Origin of the sequence: Loigolactobacillus coryniformis subsp. coryniformis KCTC 3167 = DSM 20001, from assembly GCF_002706425.1 — a bacterium.
In the GTDB taxonomy this organism is placed as follows: domain Bacteria; phylum Bacillota; class Bacilli; order Lactobacillales; family Lactobacillaceae; genus Loigolactobacillus; species Loigolactobacillus coryniformis.
Map to the genome: position 1 here is coordinate 1 of NZ_CP017713.1, position 18,878 is coordinate 18,878.

Below are 18,878 nucleotides of genomic sequence, written 5' to 3' on the forward strand. Positions count from 1 at the left end.
GTGCCTGAATTGGAAGAGTTATGGGCTATCATTCGGGATGAACTCCAGCGTTCGCTTACCCCCGTGGGGTATAAAACTTGGGTCACCACCGCGAAACCAATCGCGTTAAATCAGAATCAGCTCATTATCGAAGTTCCTGAAGATCTGCAAAAAGATTATTGGGAACGCAACCTGGCTACAAAAGTGGTTGAATATGTTTATCAACATACCGGCGGCGAGATCACACCGATCATTCAGACTGCCAATCACGATGAAATCCGACAAACCACTACCACATCGCCGCAAGAAGAAGTAGGGGAGCGTAATACCGCCACGATCACACCGACATTTATGCGGCCGACGCATTTAAATAGTCGTTATACTTTTGACACGTTTGTTACCGGTAAAGGCAATCAAATGGCGCACGCAGCGGCTTTAGTCGTTTCCGAAGAACCAGGGACGATGTATAATCCGCTGTTCTTTTATGGTGGTGTGGGCTTAGGTAAAACTCACTTGATGCATGCGATTGGCCACCAAATGTTAGCATTACGGCCAGATGCAAAGGTTAAATACGTGACGTCAGAGGCTTTTGCCAACGATTTTATCAATTCGATCCAAACACGGCAGCAAGAGCAGTTCCGTCAAGAATATCGCAGTGTCGATCTACTATTAGTGGATGATATTCAATTTTTCGCCGATAAAGAAGGAACGCAAGAGGAGTTTTTTCATACCTTTAATGCACTTTACGATGATAAGAAGCAAATCGTGCTGACTTCAGATCGCCTACCAAACGAGATTCCGAAGCTGCAGGAGCGCTTGGTTTCACGGTTTAAGTGGGGACTATCCGTTGATATTACGCCGCCAGATCTGGAAACCCGGATCGCCATTCTACGGAATAAAGCGGATGCGGAACAATTACAGATCCCAGATGAGACCTTAAGTTATATTGCTGGCCAGATCGACTCCAATATTCGCGAATTAGAAGGGGCTTTGGTCCGCGTTCAAGCCTATGCCACAATGAAGCATCTGACGATTTCGACTAGTTTAGCCGCGGACGCGTTAAAGAATCTGAAATTAGCGGGGAAAAATAATGAACTGTCGATCGCTGATATTCAAAATGAAGTCGCTAAGTACTATGAAGTTTCAGTAGCTGATCTTAAAGGGAAGAAACGGGTCAAAACAATCGTGATGCCGCGGCAGATCGCCATGTATCTGGCGCGCGAGATGACTGATAATTCATTACCTAAGATCGGTAAATCCTTTGGTGGCAAAGACCACACCACTGTGATTCATGCACACGAAAAAATCGCCCAAGCGTTAGAACAAAATGAGCGACTACAAAATGATGTCCGCGAACTAAAAAATAATTTACGCACCAATTAAAGAATGGTCGCAAAAGTTTTTAGTTCAAATCAAGGCGGTTATAATTTTAAGCACATGTGGATAAGTGCTTAGTTGTCCACGGAGATATCCACAGGTTATGCACATGTGGATATCTTTATTGTCTAAGCGATTTTTTAGTTTTCCACAGCATTAACAGCCCCTACTACTATTACTTAAAAATCTTTTATATAATATAACTAACCCTAACCGTGAACGGTTTTAGTTCGCGGACACAAAACAAGGAGGTTCTTCATCAAATGCAATTCTCTATCAAAAGATCGCTTTTCATTAAAAACCTAAATGATGTTCAGCGAGCAATTTCTTCAAAAACGACCATTCCAATACTAACAGGGTTGAAATTAGTGTTAACTGAAGCTGGCTTGATGCTAACGGGTAGTGACGCTGATATTTCGATCGAAGCGTTCATCTCAGCTGATGACGAAAAAAATGAATTAGAAGTTGGTTCAACCGGCTCAATCGTTTTACCTGCACGTTTCTTCGGTGAAATTGTTAAAAAGTTACCTGAAGATACATTAACTTTAGAGGTTAAAGATAATTTCCAAACCGAATTACGTTCTGGCCCTGCTGCTTTTACGATCAATGGCCTAGACGCCAATAATTACCCTAATTTGCCGGTGATCGATACTGACAAACAAGTGGTGTTAGATGCGGCGGTCTTAAAACAATTGATCGCTCAAACCGTAATCGCGGTTTCTAACCAAGAAAGTCGGCCAATTCTGACCGGGATCCATTTAGTTTTAGCGAATCAAGAACTTTTAGCGGTTGCCACTGATAGCCATCGCTTGAGTCAACGTAAGATCCAACTCGACATCGACGCTGATATTCACTACGATGTGATCATTCCTGGTAAGAGCCTAGTCGAGTTATCCCGGACATTAGGTGACGATGTGGAAAACGTTGAGATGCGGATCGCTGAAAACCAAGTCTTATTTGTTGCCGGCACAACATCCTTCTATTCACGGTTGTTAGAAGGCAACTATCCAGAAACTTCACGCTTGATCCCAACTAGTTCATCGACACAAGTTGAATTCAACGCGCCACAATTATTGTCAGCGATCGAACGGGCTTCCTTGTTATCACATGAAAGTCACAATAACGTGGTTAAGTTAGCGCTAGATCCAGCAACCAACAAGGTAACTATTTATGGGAATTCACCGGATGTTGGTAATGTAGAAGAATCACTAAATGGTCAAAATCTTTCTGGTGAAGAATTAGAAATTTCGTTTAACCCAGATTATATGAAAGATGCTTTGCGTTCCTTCGGCCAAACGGAAATTCGCGTGGCGTTCACCTCAGCGTTACGCCCATTCACATTAGTCCCAACAGAAGATGCCGATCATTTTATTCAATTGATCACCCCAGTACGAACCTTTTAGACGCAAAATAGTGTTGCTTAATTGCAGCGCTATTTTTTATGTCAAAAATTTGGTAAAAAACAACTGAATCAGCTCATAAGCGCTTATTTTTTAATTTTAGCGATTTTTAGTATTACTAGTGTCTTTTGCTTATTTCAAATTAACTAGCGTTAGACGGCGAAAATTAGCCGATTAGATTGTACTTTCGTGAATAAACAGGTATAATATAAGTAGTAATAAAACGGTCATTGACCGTTTTACAGCCTATGAACAGGGCGGCAGACAATCGGTGGCGTCCTATTTCATAATGGAAGCGTGGGGATATCGTTTTGAAGAAAATTGTCTACCTCGAGACAGCTTATTTAACGCTAGGACAGTTATTAAAGGAACAAGCTTTAATTGACTCCGGCGGTCAAGCTAAGTGGTTTTTACGTGAGCAGACTGTTTTTGTAAATGGAATACCGGAAGATCGGCGGGGCCGCAAATTAGTGGCTGGCGATGCGGTTGAAATTCCAGATACAGGCAGCTTTTTTTTGCGGTCAGCAACTTCGGATAAGGCTGATGAATAATGTACCTCGATCATTTGCAATTAACTGATTATCGCAATTACGCACGCCTCGACGTTGATTTTTCGTCAGGCGTGAATGTTTTGCTCGGTGAAAATGCCCAAGGCAAGACGAACCTGCTAGAAGCAATCTATGTGTTGGCCCTGACTAAAAGTCACCGCACGCATAACGAGAAGGATTTCATCAGGTGGCAGGCTGACTTTGCTAAGATCACTGGATTGGTACAAAAAAGTAGTGGTAAAGTACCGCTGGAATTGGTGATCAGCAGAAAGGGCAAAAAAGCAAAGATCAATCATCTGGAACAGGCTAAGCTTTCCCAATATGTTGGACAGCTGAATGTGATCTTGTTTGCCCCGGAAGATCTTTCCTTAGTGAAAGGTGCACCTTCAGTTCGCCGGCGCTTTATTGATATGGAATTTGGCCAGATGAGTCCCAAATATTTATACAATATCAGCCAATACAAAACGGTTTTGCGGCAACGTAATCAATATTTAAAACAGTTAAAGTATAAACAAGCGACGGATCGCGTTTTTTTGGAAGTTCTGTCCGATCAATTGGCTGAATACGGCAGTTCGATCATTCAACAGCGGTTGGATTTTCTGACTAAATTGGAAGGCTGGGCCCAAGTATTGCACCACGATATTAGTAAAGGTCGTGAGCAGCTGACGTTTGAATATGTCAGTCAGTTGAAAGAAACTAGCTTACAGCAGGCACTTCATGCTGATGTGGCTCATGAGATCGAACAGGGAACGACTTTAGTTGGCCCGCACCGCGATGATGTCCGTTTTTTGGTGAATGGCAAAAACGTACAGACCTTTGGCTCACAAGGGCAACAGCGGACAACTGCCTTATCAGTTAAGTTAGCGGAGATCGATTTGATGAAGGAACAAACTGGCGAGTATCCAGTTTTGTTGTTGGATGATGTGTTGTCAGAATTGGATGATATGCGGCAGACGCATTTGCTCAAAGCAATCCAAAATAAAGTCCAAACTTTTTTGACTACCACCAGTTTAAGTGGTGTGGCTAAAACGATGATTGAAGCACCGCGCGTCTTTCAAATCGCGCACGGTGAATTGCAACAGACGACAGATACGGAATGATCGATCAATATAACTATGTTTCTTGCGGTGACCGAAACGGTTTGAGTTGAGGAAACGCAGTTGCGGCCGTTGTCCATTTTGCTGGCGGCAATCGCGCTCATCAAAAACATGGCAAGCCGAAAACCGGCAAGTTCAGGTCGCAGCGCTACGAGCATCAGAAGCGTTTATTAGCGGGCTGTGCTAATAAATGATCATTTTCAGAGAGATAGAGGAGGAAAACTCACTTGACGGATGCAGAAAAAAAAGAAGAACGTTTAGAAGAACTGGCCAAGTCGTATGATGCTAGTCAGATCCAAGTCCTAGAAGGCCTAGAAGCTGTACGAAAACGTCCTGGGATGTATATCGGGACCACGACTTCACAAGGTTTACACCATTTGGTTTGGGAAATCGTTGATAATGGGATCGATGAAGCCTTAGCGGGTTTCGCTGACGAGATCAATGTAACGGTTGAAAAAGACAATTCGATCCGTGTGACTGATAATGGTCGGGGAATCCCCGTCGATATTCAGCAAAAGACTGGTCGGCCCGCGGTTGAAACAATTTTTACTGTGCTACATGCTGGTGGTAAATTTGGCGGCGGCGGATATAAAGTCTCTGGTGGGCTGCATGGTGTCGGTGCCTCTGTTGTTAACGCGCTATCGTCTAAGTTGACGGTCGAAGTGATCAAGGAAGGCCATCGTTACTACATGGACTTTAAGCGTGGTAAAGTAGCGACTCAATTAAAAGAGATCAGCACCGCGCCTGAACATGAACATGGGACAATTGTTCGTTTCTGGCCCGATCCAGATATTTTCCAAGAAACGACCGTTTATGACATTAAGATTTTGACGACACGAATCCGTGAGTTGGCCTTTTTGAACAAAGGTTTGCGGATCACGATCGAAGATCTACGTGGTGAAGAACCAAGTAAACAAGAATTCCACTATGAAGGTGGGATCAAGAGTTACGTTGAGTTCTTGGACAATGGTAAACAGGATCTGTTCCCTGAGCCGATCTATGTTGAAGGTGTTGAAAAAGGGATTACGGTGGAAGTTGCACTGCAATATACCGAAGATTATCACACTAATTTGATGACCTTTACCAACAACATTCATACCTACGAAGGTGGGACCCATGAAGCTGGTTTTAAAACCGCTTTGACTCGGGTGATCAACGATTATGCTCATAAAAACGGCTTGATGAAGGAAAACGAAGGTAATTTATCTGGTGAAGATGTGCGTGAAGGGATGACTGCAGTTGTCAGCATCAAGCATCCAGATCCACAATTTGAAGGCCAGACTAAGACTAAGTTAGGTAATTCAGATGCGCGGACAGTCACGGATCATACTTTTGCTGAAACCTTCTCTCGTTACTTGATGGAGAATCCTAAAATTGCGAAGCAAGTGGTCGATAAAGGCTTATTGGCTTCGAAAGCGCGTTTGGCAGCTAAACGGGCCCGGGAAGTGACGCGGAAGAAATCTGGTTTAGAAATTAGTAATTTACCCGGTAAATTAGCTGATAATTCTAGTAAAGATCCAGAAATCTCTGAATTATTTATCGTCGAAGGGGATTCTGCCGGCGGCTCTGCTAAACAAGGGCGCTCACGTTTGACTCAAGCAATTTTGCCGATCCGTGGGAAAATTTTGAATGTGGAAAAGGCCTCGATCGATCGTATTTTAGCTAATGAAGAAATTCGGACGCTGTTTACGGCGATGGGGACTGGTTTTGGTGATGAATTTGATTTGGCCAAAGCACGTTACCACAAATTGATCATCATGACCGATGCCGATGTCGATGGTGCTCATATTCGGACTTTGTTGCTGACCTTGTTCTATCGCTTCATGCGACCAGTGGTTGAAGCTGGATATGTCTATATCGCGCAGCCACCGTTGTATCAAGTGCGTCAAGGTAAGATGCAACGCTATATTGATTCTGATGAAGAATTAGAACAGATTTTAGGTACCTTACAACCAAGTCCTAAACCAGTTATTCAGCGTTATAAAGGTCTAGGTGAAATGGATGCGTCACAATTGTGGGAAACGACTATGGACCCAGATTACCGCCGCTTGTTGCGAGTCGATGTCACTGATGCTAAGGAAGCTGATGAAGTCTTCTCAATGTTGATGGGCGACAAAGTTGATCCACGGCGGAAGTTCATTGAAGAAAACGCCCATTATGTTGAAAATTTGGACGTTTAGCCTAAATTATTTGGAAAGTACAATTAATTTTAGTTGACAGCTAACACTAAATATTTTCGCCACGTGCACTTTTGACCTTAATTAAAGTGCGCTAGCTAACGGATTTTTTGAAGGGAGTTAAATAGTTAATGGCAGATGAACCACAAAATCGGCGAATCCAAGACGTCAACTTAGCCAAAACGATGCGAACCTCATTTCTTGATTATGCGATGAGTGTTATCGTGGCACGGGCTTTGCCTGACGTACGTGATGGACTTAAACCGGTCCATCGGCGGATTCTTTACGGGATGAGTGAATTAGGTGTCACCCCAGATAAGCCGTACAAAAAATCCGCACGTATTGTCGGTGATGTCATGGGTAAATTTCATCCTCATGGTGACTCGGCGATCTATGAATCAATGGTACGGATGGCACAAGACTTCAGTTATCGCTACATGTTAGTTGATGGTCATGGTAACTTCGGTTCTGTCGATGGTGATGGCGCGGCCGCAATGCGGTATACCGAAGCACGGATGAGCAAGATCGCCACAGAAATGTTGCGAGACATCAATAAAGATACGATCGATTATCAAGATAACTATGACGGTACTGAAAAGGAACCCGTTGTTTTACCCGCACGTTTTCCTAACCTGTTAGTTAACGGGGCCACTGGGATCGCGGTTGGGATGGCAACAAATATTCCGCCACACAATTTAGCTGAAGTCATCAGCGGATTACACCTGTTGATGGATAATCCTGATGCGACGACGGCTGACTTGATGGAAGCAATTCCAGGACCTGATTTTCCAACTGGCGGTTTAGTTATGGGTAAGTCGGGAATTCGGCGTGCTTACGAAACCGGTAAAGGCACGATTACCTTGCGGGCCAAAACTGAGATTCAAGAAGAAAAAAACGGTAAACAGCGGATCATTGTGACGGAAATTCCGTATATGGTCAATAAGGCTAAGTTAGTCGAACGGATCGCTGAATTAGCTCGTGATAAACGCTTAGAAGGCATCACTGACTTAAACGATGAATCTGATCGTGATGGTATGCGGATCGTTATCGATATTCGTCGTGATATGTCCGCTTCGGTCGTTTTAAATAATTTATATAAATTAACGCCAATGCAGACGTCATTTGGTTTTAATATGCTGGCGATCGTCGATAATACGCCGCGCTTGTTATCACTGAAAGAAATTCTGCAATATTACCTGAAGCATCAGGAACAAGTGATCCGGCGGCGGACTGAATTTGATCTGCGTAAAGCGAAAGCACGCGCACACATCTTAGCTGGTTTGCGAATTGCATTGGATCATATCGATGAGATCATTCGCATCATTCGTAGTTCGAAGACTGGTGAAGTCGCGAAATCATTATTGATCGAACGCTATGAATTAGACGACAAACAAGCACAAGCCATTTTGGATATGCGGTTGGTTCGTTTGACTGGATTGGAACGGGACAAGGTTGAAGCAGAATACGCGGAATTGATGAAGAAAATCGCTGATTACCAAGATATTTTGGCTAAACCTGAACGGATCCACAACATTATTTATCAAGAATTATTGGAAATTCAGAACAAGTTTGGCGACAAACGGCGGACTGAATTATTAGTTGGTGAAGTCTTGAGTCTTGAAGACGAAGATTTGATCGAAGAAGAAGATGTTGTGATCACCTTGACTCATAACGGCTACATCAAGCGGTTACCAGCGTCTGAATTTAAGACGCAAAATCGTGGTGGTCGTGGGATCCAAGGTATGGGGATGCATGATGACGACTTTATCGAACATCTAGTTTTCACCTCGACCCACGATATGCTGCTATTCTTCACCAATACCGGGAAAGTTTATCAAGCTAAAGGCTATGAGATTCCTGAATATGGTCGAACGGCTAAAGGAATCCCAGTGATCAACTTACTGGAGATCGATTCTGGTGAACGAATCCAAACGGTAGTTAACGTCGCTGCTGGTGCCAGTGATAATTATCTGATGTTTACGACACGCGAAGGGGTCACCAAACGGACCGCCGTTAGTGAATTCCACAATATTCGTAGTAACGGTCTTAAAGCCATCACGTTGAAAGAAAGCGATGAGCTGATCAACGTTTGCTTGACTGATGGTAAACAAAACATCATTATCGGGACCCATTTAGGTTATGCCGTTAGCTTTGCTGAAACGGCAGTGCGTTCAATGGGCCGTTCAGCCACTGGTGTTCGCGGGATTCGTTTACGTGAAGGCGATTATGTGGTTGGTTCTGACATTCTCTCGCCAGACAGTGAAGTCTTGATCATTTCTGAAAAAGGCTATGGTAAACGGACGCCAGCTGCACAATACCCAATCAAGGGTCGTGGCGGTAAAGGGATCAAGACGGTCAACGTCAGCGCCAAAAATGGCCCATTAGCTGGTTTAGCAACGGTTAAGGGTGACGAAGACATTATGTTGATCACCAATACTGGTGTGGTAATTCGTTTCCATGTACGTGATGTTTCGCAAACTGGTCGGGCCACCTTAGGGGTGCGTTTGATCCGTGTCGATGACGAAGCTAAAGTGGCAACGATGGCTAAGGTTGCTGCTGAAGATGAAGCGGCAGCACCGGAAGAAACCATTGCTGATGGGACTGCATCAAGCGCAACAACTGAGCAAGGTTCAGCCCAAGTCGATGAATTAGTTCGTCGTGCTGAAGCTGATCAAAATGATGACCAAGATTAAATTTAAAAACAAATAAAGCATTTCTGCGTAGTTTATATATAGACGACGAGGAAATGCTTTTTTGTGTTGAGTTTTGTTGATTGAGGAACTTTTTGGCTGCTGGATCGTTTGTGGTAGCCGAAAAATTAAATGTTGCACAGGTGACTGGTAACAGACTTAACGTAGGGGTGTCTGATGGCAACTGTCTGAGAAAAAAAGAAAACAAAGTTGAAACTTCAGGTGGTGCATGCTATAATTTTATTTTGTGAGTATCTAAGGTTTTAGATTCTCCTTGTTCTTACATTTGGGTAAGGACCTTAAAGACCATAAGGAGGTGAACAGTCATGGCTCAATCAAAGAAATATGAAATTCTTTACATCGTACGTCCTGATATTGAAGAAGCAGCCAAAGCGGCCTTAGTTGAACGTTTTGACACTATCTTAAGCGATAACGGTGCTGAAGTGGTTGAATCAAAGGACTGGTCGAAACGGCGCTTAGCGTACGAAATTAAGAAGTATCGCGAAGGTTTATACCATTTAGTTAAGGTTACAACTGAAGACGATAAAGCGCTTAATGAATTCGACCGTCTGGCTAAGATCAATGATGACATTTTACGTCACATGATCACACGCGTAGAAGAATAATTAAACATTAAAAAATTTATAAGAGAGGGGAGCGATAGGATGATCAATCGAGTAGTCCTAATTGGACGTTTGACCCGGGATACTGAATTACGTTATACCAGTGGTGGTGCAGCAGTTGCTTCATTCACTTTAGCAGTTAATCGCCAGTTCACTAACCGTAATGGGGAACGTGAAGCTGACTTTATCAACTGTGTGATGTGGCGTAAATCAGCCGAGAACTTTACTAATTTTACCCATAAAGGATCATTAGTAGGGATCGAAGGTCGGATTCAAACACGGAATTATGACAACGCTGAAGGTCAACGTGTTTACGTGACTGAAGTTGTTGCCGATAACTTCTCATTGTTAGAATCACGTTCTGCTGACGAACATCGTCAAAGTACTGGCGGTGGCCAAAGTTCTGGTGGTTATAACAATAATAATCAGTCTAACGGCTTTAGCAGCAGTAACAACGCATTCAACTCAGCTCCTCAATCAACAACTAATCCGGCTCCTAGCAATGGTCCTGCCAGCAGCGCAAATAGCAATCCGAATGATCCATTTGCAAATAATGGTGAATCGATTGATATTTCCGATGATGACTTACCATTCTAGTAACTGGTAATTTGAGGGAGGAATAAGCTATGGCTCAACAACGTAGAGGCGGACGTCGTCGTCGTAAAGTCGATTTTATCGCTGCTAATCATATTGAACATATCGATTACAAAGATACTGACTTATTACGTCGTTTTATTTCAGAACGTGGTAAGATTTTGCCACGTCGGGTAACTGGCACAAGTGCCAAGAACCAACGTAAAATCACGATCGCAATCAAGCGGGCACGTATCATGGCATTATTGCCATTCGTTGCCGAAGATACTGGTATGTAAAAAGGATCCGGGGAAACCTGGATTTTTTTTTGCCTTAAATTTATGCTTCACGTGAAACATTTTTAAGCTGACAAACGTTGATTTGTCGGCTTTTTGTTTTGTTCTGGCACAAACTCGGCACACTCTGAAAGGTTTTCATTCTGATAGCACTGTGACCAATCCTTCCAGTCGTTTAGAAGCCTCAATGTCACTCTTGGGGTAGAGGTGACCGTAAATCTCTAAAGTCGTCCGCACATCCTTGTGCCCAAGGCGATCTCGAATCACTAACGGATTCTCCCCAAGACTGATTAGCAGTGAGGCGTGCGAGTGCCGCAATGCGTGGGCAGTCACAGTCGGCACTTTAGCCAACTCACCGTAGTCATGGACAATATCATTGATGTAGGTGCTGTTTAGCGGCGCACCGTCTTGGGATAGAACAAACTCCGAGCGGGTCATCAATCGCTGATCTTCGTACCACTCTTCCAAGTAATCAATCGTTTGCTTATCAATACTGGATGTAAGCTGATTCCTGAGACAACTTTTAAGAGAGGGTATAATGAATAAATCATCTCTCAAAAGGAAGGAATTTTTACATGCCAACTCGTTACGACAAAGAATTCAAACAAAAACCTATATAAGCAAGGCGAATCAGCTGCCCAACTGGCCAGAGAATATGGCATTGGCTATTCAACAGTTCATAAGTGGATCCAGGGCCAGGCCAAAACTCAATCCGGTAAATCGCCAGACGAAATCAAAGCGATGGAAAAGCGACTGGCTTCGCTGTCTGAGGAGAACGAAATCCTAAAAAAGCCCTGGGCTTCCTTGCGCAGAAGTAACCAATATCTTTGATTACATTCACCAAGAAAGCCATCACCACCAGGTAACCAAGATGTGCCGAATCCTCGGTGTTTCCAGAGCTCAGTATTATCGTTATCGATCCCCCAAACCTTCAAAACGCCGGGCCGAAGATGCGGGCTTGAAACAACGGATTCTGCGGATCTTTGCGGAATTTAAGCAGCGATACGGTGTTATGAAGATCCACCATGAATTGAATCTGGAACTTCAACCACTGCAGCTTCGGTGCAGTCCACGACGGATTTCCCGGCTCATGAAGGAACTGGATATCCACTCCGTTACCGTCAATAAGTGGAAAGCGGCTTCGGCTTCCAAAACCAAGGTTGAACAGCGTCCCAACTTGCTTAAGCAGGATTTCTCGACCACTGGTTTAAATCAAAAATGGACCGCTGATATGACCTATATTCAAACGAAGCGTAATGGCTGGTGTTACTTATCAACCATCATGGACCTGCACTCACGACGGATTATCGGCTATTCATTCTCAAAAAAGATGGCTACTGATTTAGTCTTAAAGACCCTGGAAAGCGCGGTTAAAAATTGAACCATTACTGGGGACCTGATTATCCACACAGACTTAGGATCACAGTACACCAGCGATGATTACAACCAACGGTTAACAGAACTACATATCCGCCACTCATACAGCCGTAAGGGTTGTCCGTATGATAATGCGCCAATGGAATCCTTTCACGCTTCCCTCAAAAAGGAATGTGTTTATCCAGTGCCGGTCTTTGAAGATTATGAAACTGCCGCTGCCGTCCTTTTTGAATATGTGCATGCTTTCTACAATAGGAAGAGAATTCATAGTTCACTGGGCTACCAGACCCCCTTACAAGTTGAAATTGCAACACTTACGAGCCAAATGGCCGCCTGATTTAATGCTTTCCAGGGTTCAAATAAGTTATTAATCGCGATTAATGATTTATTTGAGCTGTGGAGGGTAAACGCGGTTCTGAATGTCTCTTAAAATCTGTCTCAAATATTGACTTCAATCCATAATACGATCGAGGATCTAGCCTATACGGATATGTTGTTTAATCCATTTTACGATCAACCGGTGAATTATTTAAATCAGGTTGCGCAGATGGCAATTGATCAAGAAGCATGAAATTTTAGTTGGGGTCGTGGCATAATGAATTATGCTGGGGCCTTTTTTGTTTAGGTAGTTAACGTGATAAAAGTGCCATTTTAAATCAGCGCTGAATCAATAAAGTGATTGTGATAAAATAGGGTTATCATTTTAGGAGCTTGGTCAAAAGGAGTTATTATGAAAAAATTGTTTTCAAAGGACCATTTACCAGCATTCTTGCAAAATGATCGATTACGCTTAACCGCGATCGGACTGGTTGTCTTAGCGATGTTTGGGGTTATCCTAGCTTTCTTTATTAATTTTATATTAGGAATCTTCTTATTAGTATTGTTCGCAGCTTTAGTGGGAACCGTTTTTTATGCATTGGAGACAGTGACGAAGAACACTAATAAATATATTTCGGATCTATCGTATCGAATCAAGCGTGGTGAACAAGAAGCGCTGATCAAGATGCCGATCGGAATTTTGTTATATAGCGAAGAAAATGAGATCGAGTGGACCAACCCTTACCTACAGGAATATCTAGGTAAAAAAGAAGTGCTAGGTGAGCAGATTGCGACAATCGATCCTGAGCTAGCCAAATTGATCACTGAAAATGAAGCAACCAACGAGCCCAAAACGGTCCGTTGGGGTGATAATCAATTTGAGATCATCATTCAAGAAGGTATTCGCGTTGTTTATTTATTGGACATTACGCGGTACGCAAAGATCGAAGAACGGTATAATGAGGAACAATTAGCAATCGGCCAGATCTTCTTAGATAATTATGATGAGATCACACAAACAATGACCGATAAAAGTATTTCTAATCTAAATAATTACGTGACTAATGAATTAAGTAACTGGGCACGGCATTATGGGATGTTTCTAAAGCGGGTCGATGACGATCATTTCTTCCTACTGACTTATGCTAAGGCGTTGAAAGAAATTGAGGCGGATAACTTCAAGATCCTTGATCGGATTCGTGATCGAACTTCAAAGCAGAATTATCCACTAACCTTGTCGGTTGGGATCGCGAATGGCGATACGGATTTGGCTAAGTTGGCCACTGTTTCGCAAAGTAATCTTGATTTAGCTTTAGGTCGTGGTGGCGATCAAGTCGTCGTTAAGGCGGAAAATGGTCAAGCACGATTCTATGGTGGTAAAACTAACCCGATGGAAAAGCGGACACGGGTGCGGGCACGGATGATCAGCCAAGCATTACAAGAAGTGATGAATCAGGTCGATCAAGTCTTCGTTATGGGACACGCACAGCCCGATATGGACTCGTTAGGGGCTTGCCTAGGGATTCGCCGGATCGCAGCGATGAACGGCAAGAAATGCTCGATCGTGGTCAATCAAGAGCATGTGCATACGGACATCCAACGTTTATTAGCTCAGTTACAAGCTGATCCTGAAATTGGGCCCGATATTCTGACACCAGATCAGGCGCCGGAGTTAGCAACTAATCACAGTTTGTTAGTGATGGTTGATCATTCGAAGCCATCGATCTCAACTAGCCCGATTTTATATCATCGTTTATCTAACCGAACGATTATTATTGACCATCATCGTCGTGGTGAAGAATTCCCAGAAAACCCGATGTTGGTTTATATCGAACCGTATGCGTCATCAACTTGTGAATTGATCACCGAAATGTTCGAGTACCAACCTAAGGAAACTGAAGCTATCAACAAGCTAGAAGCAACGGCGATGTTAGCCGGTATTACCGTTGATACAAAGTCCTTCTCATTACGGACAGGGACACGGACTTTTGATGCGGCCAGTTACTTGCGTTCAGTTGGTGCCGATGCGGTTATGGTTCAACGGCTGCTGAAAGAAAATGTCGATAATTATATTCAGAAAAATCATTTGATCGAGTCGATTGAATTTATCCGCCCAAATATGGCATTATGTTTAGGTGAGGAAGATGAGACCTACGATCCAGTTATCGCGGCACAAGCGGCCGATACGCTGTTATCATTGTCGGGGATCGACGCTTCCTTTGTCATTACCCGGCGGCCTGGCGGCGATATTGGAATCTCCGCGCGTAGCCTAGGTGAGGTCAACGTGCAGGTGATCATGGAGCAACTCGGCGGCGGTGGTCACTTATCCAACGCAGCAACACAATTGCAAGATTCAACGGTGGCAGCAGCACGCGATCAATTGGAGCAAGTCATCACTAAAATTGAGCAAGACACAGCAGAGTAGTGTACTTGAGACTACAAGATGGATAATGGCAGTTAATTATCCTAATTGGTAACGTCTAAAGTTCCATGAAACCCAAGTTCAAAACCGGATGTTCAAGGGGGGATGACGATTAATATATGGAATCACCGTTCACGGATGAATCGAACTTAATTCAGGTGTTGCTTCTCACTGGATCTTGCCTATTTTATGTGTTCTAGGGTACACAAATTAAGCCTTAGTTAGTCTGATTTTTCAGAATATCTAGGCTGCTGTTGGTAATTGAGACTGCGCTAGTTCAATTAGCGCCAGCCATTTGTCCGGCATTCGTTCAAACGGTTTGAGTTGTGGTAACTCAACAGGAATGCGGTAATGCAGTGCTTCATGAGGCCGCAAGAAGTTATAGGCCGCTGAATAAAGTGCCGTGTAACTCGCTGAACCTGTGGCAGAGCCAAAGCCGGTACTGGAACGATAATTTTCTTTGTAGGAACGATTCAAGCGCTCAATGGTTTGCTTTAAGAAGCGGTACTCACGACTGATCTCGTCTTTGTTTTCAAGACCAACAACCTGGTGAATGCCAAACTTGATGCCCTGTTGTGCAAAATAGATCTGGGCAACTTGGTAGATCGGATTCGCGTCAACGACGAAGTTAAGCTTCTCAGGGATCTGAGGCATCTTTTGGAGGACTTGGTTGATCGCAATGACCGCTGATTCGGTTGTGCGATTAGGGGTCACGTAGTCGGCGAGAATGAGCTTACACTTGGCGTCGTAGAAGTAGAAGATATAGTGCCACTTGCCTTTCACGCGCACGTAAGTCTCGTCACCAACAATCTGATCGGACAGTGCGTAAGGATAATTCGCCCAGAAAGGCCGGACAACAGCGGCTACCGCCATTTCGTAGTTATGGATGGTCTGGTGTGAGATTTTAACGCCATGAATATCGTACATGATCGCTGCGGTTCGCCGCGCTGACAGACCATAGTTGATGTGATAGGTCAGCACCAAGCCCAGCACTTCAGGGCTGGCTTGAATCCGATTGAGGTCTACCGGTGCTTGGATCGGCGATTCTGGCGCAATGCCTTTAAGTTCAAAGTTGTAGGTTCGCCAAGTGTAGCGCACCTTGTGGGCAGTTGGATGGACGTTGAAGTCAGCGACTTCAGCGGGTGACATTGAGGCGATCGCACCAAGGCGAAATGCGCACTTATCGTTGTAACAACACCAGACGTCGAACTTGGTCCGACGGTTGTGAATACTCAGGCGATTCTGGCAATAAGGACAACGTAAAGCGACCGTCTTATTCTTCTCGGCGTGACCATCTTGAAACTTGAACTGACAGACCTTGCACCGTAGCTGACCGCCAGCACCGTTATTGGCGTAAAGATAGTCCTGTGGTGCCGAGCACCGCGGACAGTCTTGCGCCGCAAAGCTGATTGGTTTACGCCGCCTGACTGGCAGTATCGGCTTACCGTTCTTTTCAAGCGACTCAGCGATCAACTGCTGGTAGTCGAGGGCTTCAGAACCGATATCAGCTTGAAGTAGTGGGACTTTCTCATCGACCTGAAATTGGTTAAAACGCTTGAATACCGGTTTATCAGCGCTTGGCAGCCGTGAATGATCAAAGATCTCAGCCAACTGAGCTAAAAGGATCAAAATAATTTGTCTTTGGAGCTTGATTATTAGAACTAAATAGGCTATTAATGGTGTATGCACTCGAATCCTTCTTTCTGGATTTTCTTGTTGGTGGCACACCAAGAATACCAGAAAAAGACGTTCGGGTGTTTTTTAATATTCGGAAATTAATAACAAAAACGAGGTACGTTTGACAGTACCTCCTAATTAGAGGGGGAACTAATAATGAAAGTTATTTTCTTAGAAGATGTACGCGGTAAAGGCAAACGTGGGGAGATCAAAGAGGTACCCGACGGCTACGCACAAAACTTTTTGATCAAAAACGGTAAAGCCAAATCAGCAACTAAGCAAGCAATGAGTCAACTGCACGGTCAACAACGGGCAGAAGAACGGCGTGCTGAGGAAGAATTAGCTGAAGCTAAAAAATTAAAGCAAGTAATCGAAGCTGATGATACGGTCGTTGTGATCAAATCAAAAGCGGGCGCAGATAGTCGTTTGTTTGGCTCAGTACCAAGCAAACAGATCGCTCAAGCTTTGAAGCAGCAATATCAGATTGAAGTCGACAAACGTAAGATCGAATTACCAGAACCAATTCGTGCGTTAGGCTATCGCAATGTACCCGTAAAATTATACGGCGATGTAACGGCAAAAATTCGGGTACACATCACTGAAAAATAGCTAATTTAAACAAAATGTAACTTAGAGACGACAGGCATTCAACTGCAGTAATCAGTAAAGCGGAAGAAACGCCTGCCGTCTTTTTGGATGGTCAAGGGACTGTTAATGTTAATTCGAACAACGTATAATAATGGCAGTGTTTTGTCGTTTAAGGCGGATTATTTGCCAGTTGTTTTTTAAGAGAGGATTTTTTGCGTGAATGAATTAATCGATCAAACACCGCCACAGAATATTGAAGCCGAACAAGCGGTTCTCGGTGCGGTTTTTCTAAATCCTGATGCGTTGGTTGAAGCGATGGAATTTGTTACGGCGGCGGATTTTTATCGGCGAGCTCATCAGCTGATCTTCCAAGCAATGATGGATCTAAATGACGTTTCCGAAGCAATCGACGTGGTAACGTTAAAAGATCGCTTAGAAGGACAAGGTCAGTTGGAAGATATTGGCGGCTTGCCTTACTTAGCTGATTTAGCGGTGGCGGTACCGACTGCGGCGAACGTGGCTCATTATGCTAAAATCGTGCAGGAAAAATCAATCTTGCGTCGCCTGATCCAAGCCGCGACCAATATTGTGACTAAAAGTTATACCGAAGATGATGTAACAGCGATTCTGGATGAAGCTGAACAAGACATTATGAATGTCTCGGAGCAGCGTAATTCAACGGGTTTTAAGCCAATCGCTGATGTTTTGAATAGCACAATTGAACAAATTGATCAGTTATACCAAAATAATGATGATATCACTGGTTTACCAACTGGTTATCGTGATCTAGATAAAATGACGGCTGGATTGCAGGAAGATGAATTGATCATCCTCGCTGCCCGGCCAGCCGTTGGTAAAACGGCCTTTGCCCTGAATATTGCCCAAAATGTCGGCACTAAAACCGATAAAACGGTGGCAATATTTAGTTTGGAAATGAGCGCTGAATCGCTAGTTAACCGGATGTTGTGCGCAGAAGGCAGTATTGATGCTGGCCATTTGCGGACGGGGCAATTATCGGAAGAAGAATGGCAGAACTTGATCATCGCCATGGGTAGCTTGTCCAAGGCATCGATCTATATTGATGATACCCCAGGGAATAAGATGTCAGAAATTCGGGCTAAATGTCGGCGGCTAGCTAAAGAAAAGGGTAACCTCGGCTTAGTGGTAGTCGATTATCTACAGCTGATCGAAGGTAGCAACAAAGAAAGTCGCCAGCAAGAAGTTTCTGGCATTTCGCGGCAGTTAAAAAAATTAGCTAAGGAATTACGGGTCCCGGTAATTGCGCTATCCCAGCTTTCTCGTGGTGTTGAGCAACGGCAAGATAAGCGGCCCGTGTTGTCTGATATTCGTGAATCAGGGTCAATTGAACAGGATGCCGATATCGTTGCTTTCTTATATCGTGACGATTACTATCGTGATGAAGATGGCGGCGAGGATGATGACAATAGTAACTTTGCCCAGAATAGTGCCGCCGGGGGCGAGCGTGCCGAAGATCAAGAAGTCGGTGAAGTTGAAGTCATCATTGAGAAAAACCGTAGTGGTGCCCGGGGAACGGTTAAATTATTGTTCGTTAAACAGTACAATAAGTTTTCTTCGATCGCCTATGTACCAGAAGCTCAATAGGTAGGTAATTAGTATGAAAGCAAAGTTAAAAGAACGTTTAGATGTTTTCAGTGATGCGAACTTGATCACGATTATGGTGCTGGCGTTGTCGGTGGAGATTCACGGCCAAAGCA

18 protein-coding genes are annotated in these 18,878 nt (G+C 43.9%); 16 read left to right on the forward strand and 2 right to left on the reverse strand.

Annotated elements, in window-relative coordinates; all coding sequences use genetic code 11:
• The 9 genes from dnaA (at position 1) to rpsR (ending at position 10,763) form a co-directional block, all read left to right on the forward strand.
• On the forward strand, positions 1 to 1,362 hold the full coding sequence (gene dnaA / locus LC20001_RS00005) for a chromosomal replication initiator protein DnaA (protein ID WP_003677387.1): 1,362 nt from the start codon (positions 1 to 3) through the stop codon (positions 1,360 to 1,362).
• Between the two features lie 257 nt (positions 1,363 to 1,619).
• Complete coding sequence (gene dnaN, locus LC20001_RS00010) at positions 1,620 to 2,759, forward strand: DNA polymerase III subunit beta (protein WP_003677388.1); 1,140 nt, start codon at positions 1,620 to 1,622, stop codon at positions 2,757 to 2,759.
• 308 nt (positions 2,760 to 3,067) lie between these two features.
• A complete protein-coding gene (gene yaaA, locus LC20001_RS00015) occupies positions 3,068 to 3,307 on the forward strand; it encodes a S4 domain-containing protein YaaA (protein WP_010010457.1) in 240 nt (79 codons plus the stop codon).
• Positions 3,307 to 4,404, forward strand: coding sequence for a DNA replication/repair protein RecF (gene recF, locus LC20001_RS00020; protein WP_010010459.1), 1,098 nt, complete (start codon positions 3,307 to 3,309; stop codon positions 4,402 to 4,404). The genes yaaA and recF overlap by 1 nt, the downstream gene beginning before the upstream one ends.
• Positions 4,405 to 4,628: 224 nt before the next feature.
• Entirely contained in the window at positions 4,629 to 6,581 is a 1,953-nt protein-coding gene (gene gyrB / locus LC20001_RS00025) for a DNA topoisomerase (ATP-hydrolyzing) subunit B (protein ID WP_056943259.1), read from the forward strand.
• A 128-nt stretch (positions 6,582 to 6,709) separates the two neighbouring features.
• Complete coding sequence (gene gyrA, locus LC20001_RS00030; RefSeq protein WP_003677393.1) at positions 6,710 to 9,271, forward strand: DNA gyrase subunit A; 2,562 nt, start codon at positions 6,710 to 6,712, stop codon at positions 9,269 to 9,271.
• Positions 9,272 to 9,594: 323 nt separating this feature from the next.
• Entirely contained in the window at positions 9,595 to 9,894 is a 300-nt protein-coding gene (gene rpsF / locus LC20001_RS00035; RefSeq protein WP_003680796.1) for a 30S ribosomal protein S6, read from the forward strand.
• Positions 9,895 to 9,933: 39 nt separating this feature from the next.
• Positions 9,934 to 10,488, forward strand: coding sequence for a single-stranded DNA-binding protein (gene ssb / locus LC20001_RS00040; protein ID WP_003680798.1), 555 nt, complete (start codon positions 9,934 to 9,936; stop codon positions 10,486 to 10,488).
• 29 nt (positions 10,489 to 10,517) lie between these two features.
• The gene (rpsR, locus tag LC20001_RS00045) at positions 10,518 to 10,763 is read left to right on the forward strand and encodes a 30S ribosomal protein S18 (protein ID WP_003680800.1); all 246 of its coding nucleotides are present in this window, start codon (positions 10,518 to 10,520) and stop codon (positions 10,761 to 10,763) included.
• Between the two features lie 135 nt (positions 10,764 to 10,898).
• On the opposite strand, the gene LC20001_RS00050 is transcribed toward rpsR, so the two are convergent.
• Positions 10,899 to 11,342 (reverse strand): tyrosine-type recombinase/integrase, encoded by a 444-nt coding sequence (locus tag LC20001_RS00050; protein ID WP_169925042.1) that lies wholly within the window; start codon positions 11,340 to 11,342, stop codon positions 10,899 to 10,901.
• Here LC20001_RS00050 and LC20001_RS14735 point away from each other — a divergent pair.
• The 5 genes from LC20001_RS14735 (at position 11,328) to LC20001_RS00065 (ending at position 14,880) form a co-directional block, all read left to right on the forward strand.
• Entirely contained in the window at positions 11,328 to 11,591 is a 264-nt protein-coding gene (locus LC20001_RS14735; RefSeq protein WP_425319780.1) for a transposase, read from the forward strand. The genes LC20001_RS00050 and LC20001_RS14735 overlap by 15 nt on opposite strands.
• A 4-nt stretch (positions 11,592 to 11,595) precedes the next feature.
• The gene (locus LC20001_RS14480; protein ID WP_280522752.1) at positions 11,596 to 12,141 is read left to right on the forward strand and encodes an IS3 family transposase; all 546 of its coding nucleotides are present in this window, start codon (positions 11,596 to 11,598) and stop codon (positions 12,139 to 12,141) included.
• An 87-nt stretch (positions 12,142 to 12,228) separates the two neighbouring features.
• Positions 12,229 to 12,474, forward strand: coding sequence for an integrase core domain-containing protein (locus LC20001_RS14740; RefSeq protein WP_225426371.1), 246 nt, complete (start codon positions 12,229 to 12,231; stop codon positions 12,472 to 12,474).
• Positions 12,475 to 12,582: 108 nt separating this feature from the next.
• Positions 12,583 to 12,708, forward strand: a complete 126-nt coding sequence (locus LC20001_RS14650) for a hypothetical protein (protein ID WP_257882940.1) — start codon at positions 12,583 to 12,585, stop codon at positions 12,706 to 12,708.
• A 159-nt stretch (positions 12,709 to 12,867) separates the two neighbouring features.
• Complete coding sequence (locus LC20001_RS00065) at positions 12,868 to 14,880, forward strand: DHH family phosphoesterase (RefSeq protein WP_010010464.1); 2,013 nt, start codon at positions 12,868 to 12,870, stop codon at positions 14,878 to 14,880.
• A gap of 240 nt (positions 14,881 to 15,120) precedes the next feature.
• Here the strand turns inward: LC20001_RS00065 and LC20001_RS00070 are convergent, their stop codons facing one another.
• Positions 15,121 to 16,566: a DDE-type integrase/transposase/recombinase gene (locus LC20001_RS00070; protein ID WP_169925054.1), complete on the reverse strand. Its 1,446-nt coding sequence runs from the start codon at positions 16,564 to 16,566 to the stop codon at positions 15,121 to 15,123.
• A 144-nt stretch (positions 16,567 to 16,710) separates the two neighbouring features.
• Here LC20001_RS00070 and rplI point away from each other — a divergent pair, with 144 nt between their 5' ends.
• Together rplI and dnaB are read left to right on the forward strand one after the other, a co-directional pair.
• A complete protein-coding gene (rplI, locus tag LC20001_RS00075) occupies positions 16,711 to 17,163 on the forward strand; it encodes a 50S ribosomal protein L9 (RefSeq protein ID WP_003680229.1) in 453 nt (150 codons plus the stop codon).
• A 195-nt stretch (positions 17,164 to 17,358) separates the two neighbouring features.
• Positions 17,359 to 18,765: a replicative DNA helicase gene (gene dnaB, locus LC20001_RS00080; RefSeq protein ID WP_003680228.1), complete on the forward strand. Its 1,407-nt coding sequence runs from the start codon at positions 17,359 to 17,361 to the stop codon at positions 18,763 to 18,765.
• Positions 18,766 to 18,878: the final 113 nt, after the last annotated feature.

Bases quoted from the DNA above. Each gene is read 5' to 3' on its own strand.
- ssb (WP_003680798.1), top strand. From the start codon at position 9,934: ATGATCAATCGAGTAGTCCTAATTGGACGTTTGACCCGGGATACTGAA.
- dnaN (WP_003677388.1), top strand. From the start codon at position 1,620: ATGCAATTCTCTATCAAAAGATCGCTTTTCATTAAAAACCTAAATGAT.
- rplI (WP_003680229.1), top strand. From the start codon at position 16,711: ATGAAAGTTATTTTCTTAGAAGATGTACGCGGTAAAGGCAAACGTGGG.
- gyrA (WP_003677393.1), top strand. From the start codon at position 6,710: ATGGCAGATGAACCACAAAATCGGCGAATCCAAGACGTCAACTTAGCC.
- LC20001_RS00065 (WP_010010464.1), top strand. From the start codon at position 12,868: ATGAAAAAATTGTTTTCAAAGGACCATTTACCAGCATTCTTGCAAAAT.
- rpsR (WP_003680800.1), top strand. From the start codon at position 10,518: ATGGCTCAACAACGTAGAGGCGGACGTCGTCGTCGTAAAGTCGATTTT.
- rpsF (WP_003680796.1), top strand. From the start codon at position 9,595: ATGGCTCAATCAAAGAAATATGAAATTCTTTACATCGTACGTCCTGAT.
- recF (WP_010010459.1), top strand. From the start codon at position 3,307: ATGTACCTCGATCATTTGCAATTAACTGATTATCGCAATTACGCACGC.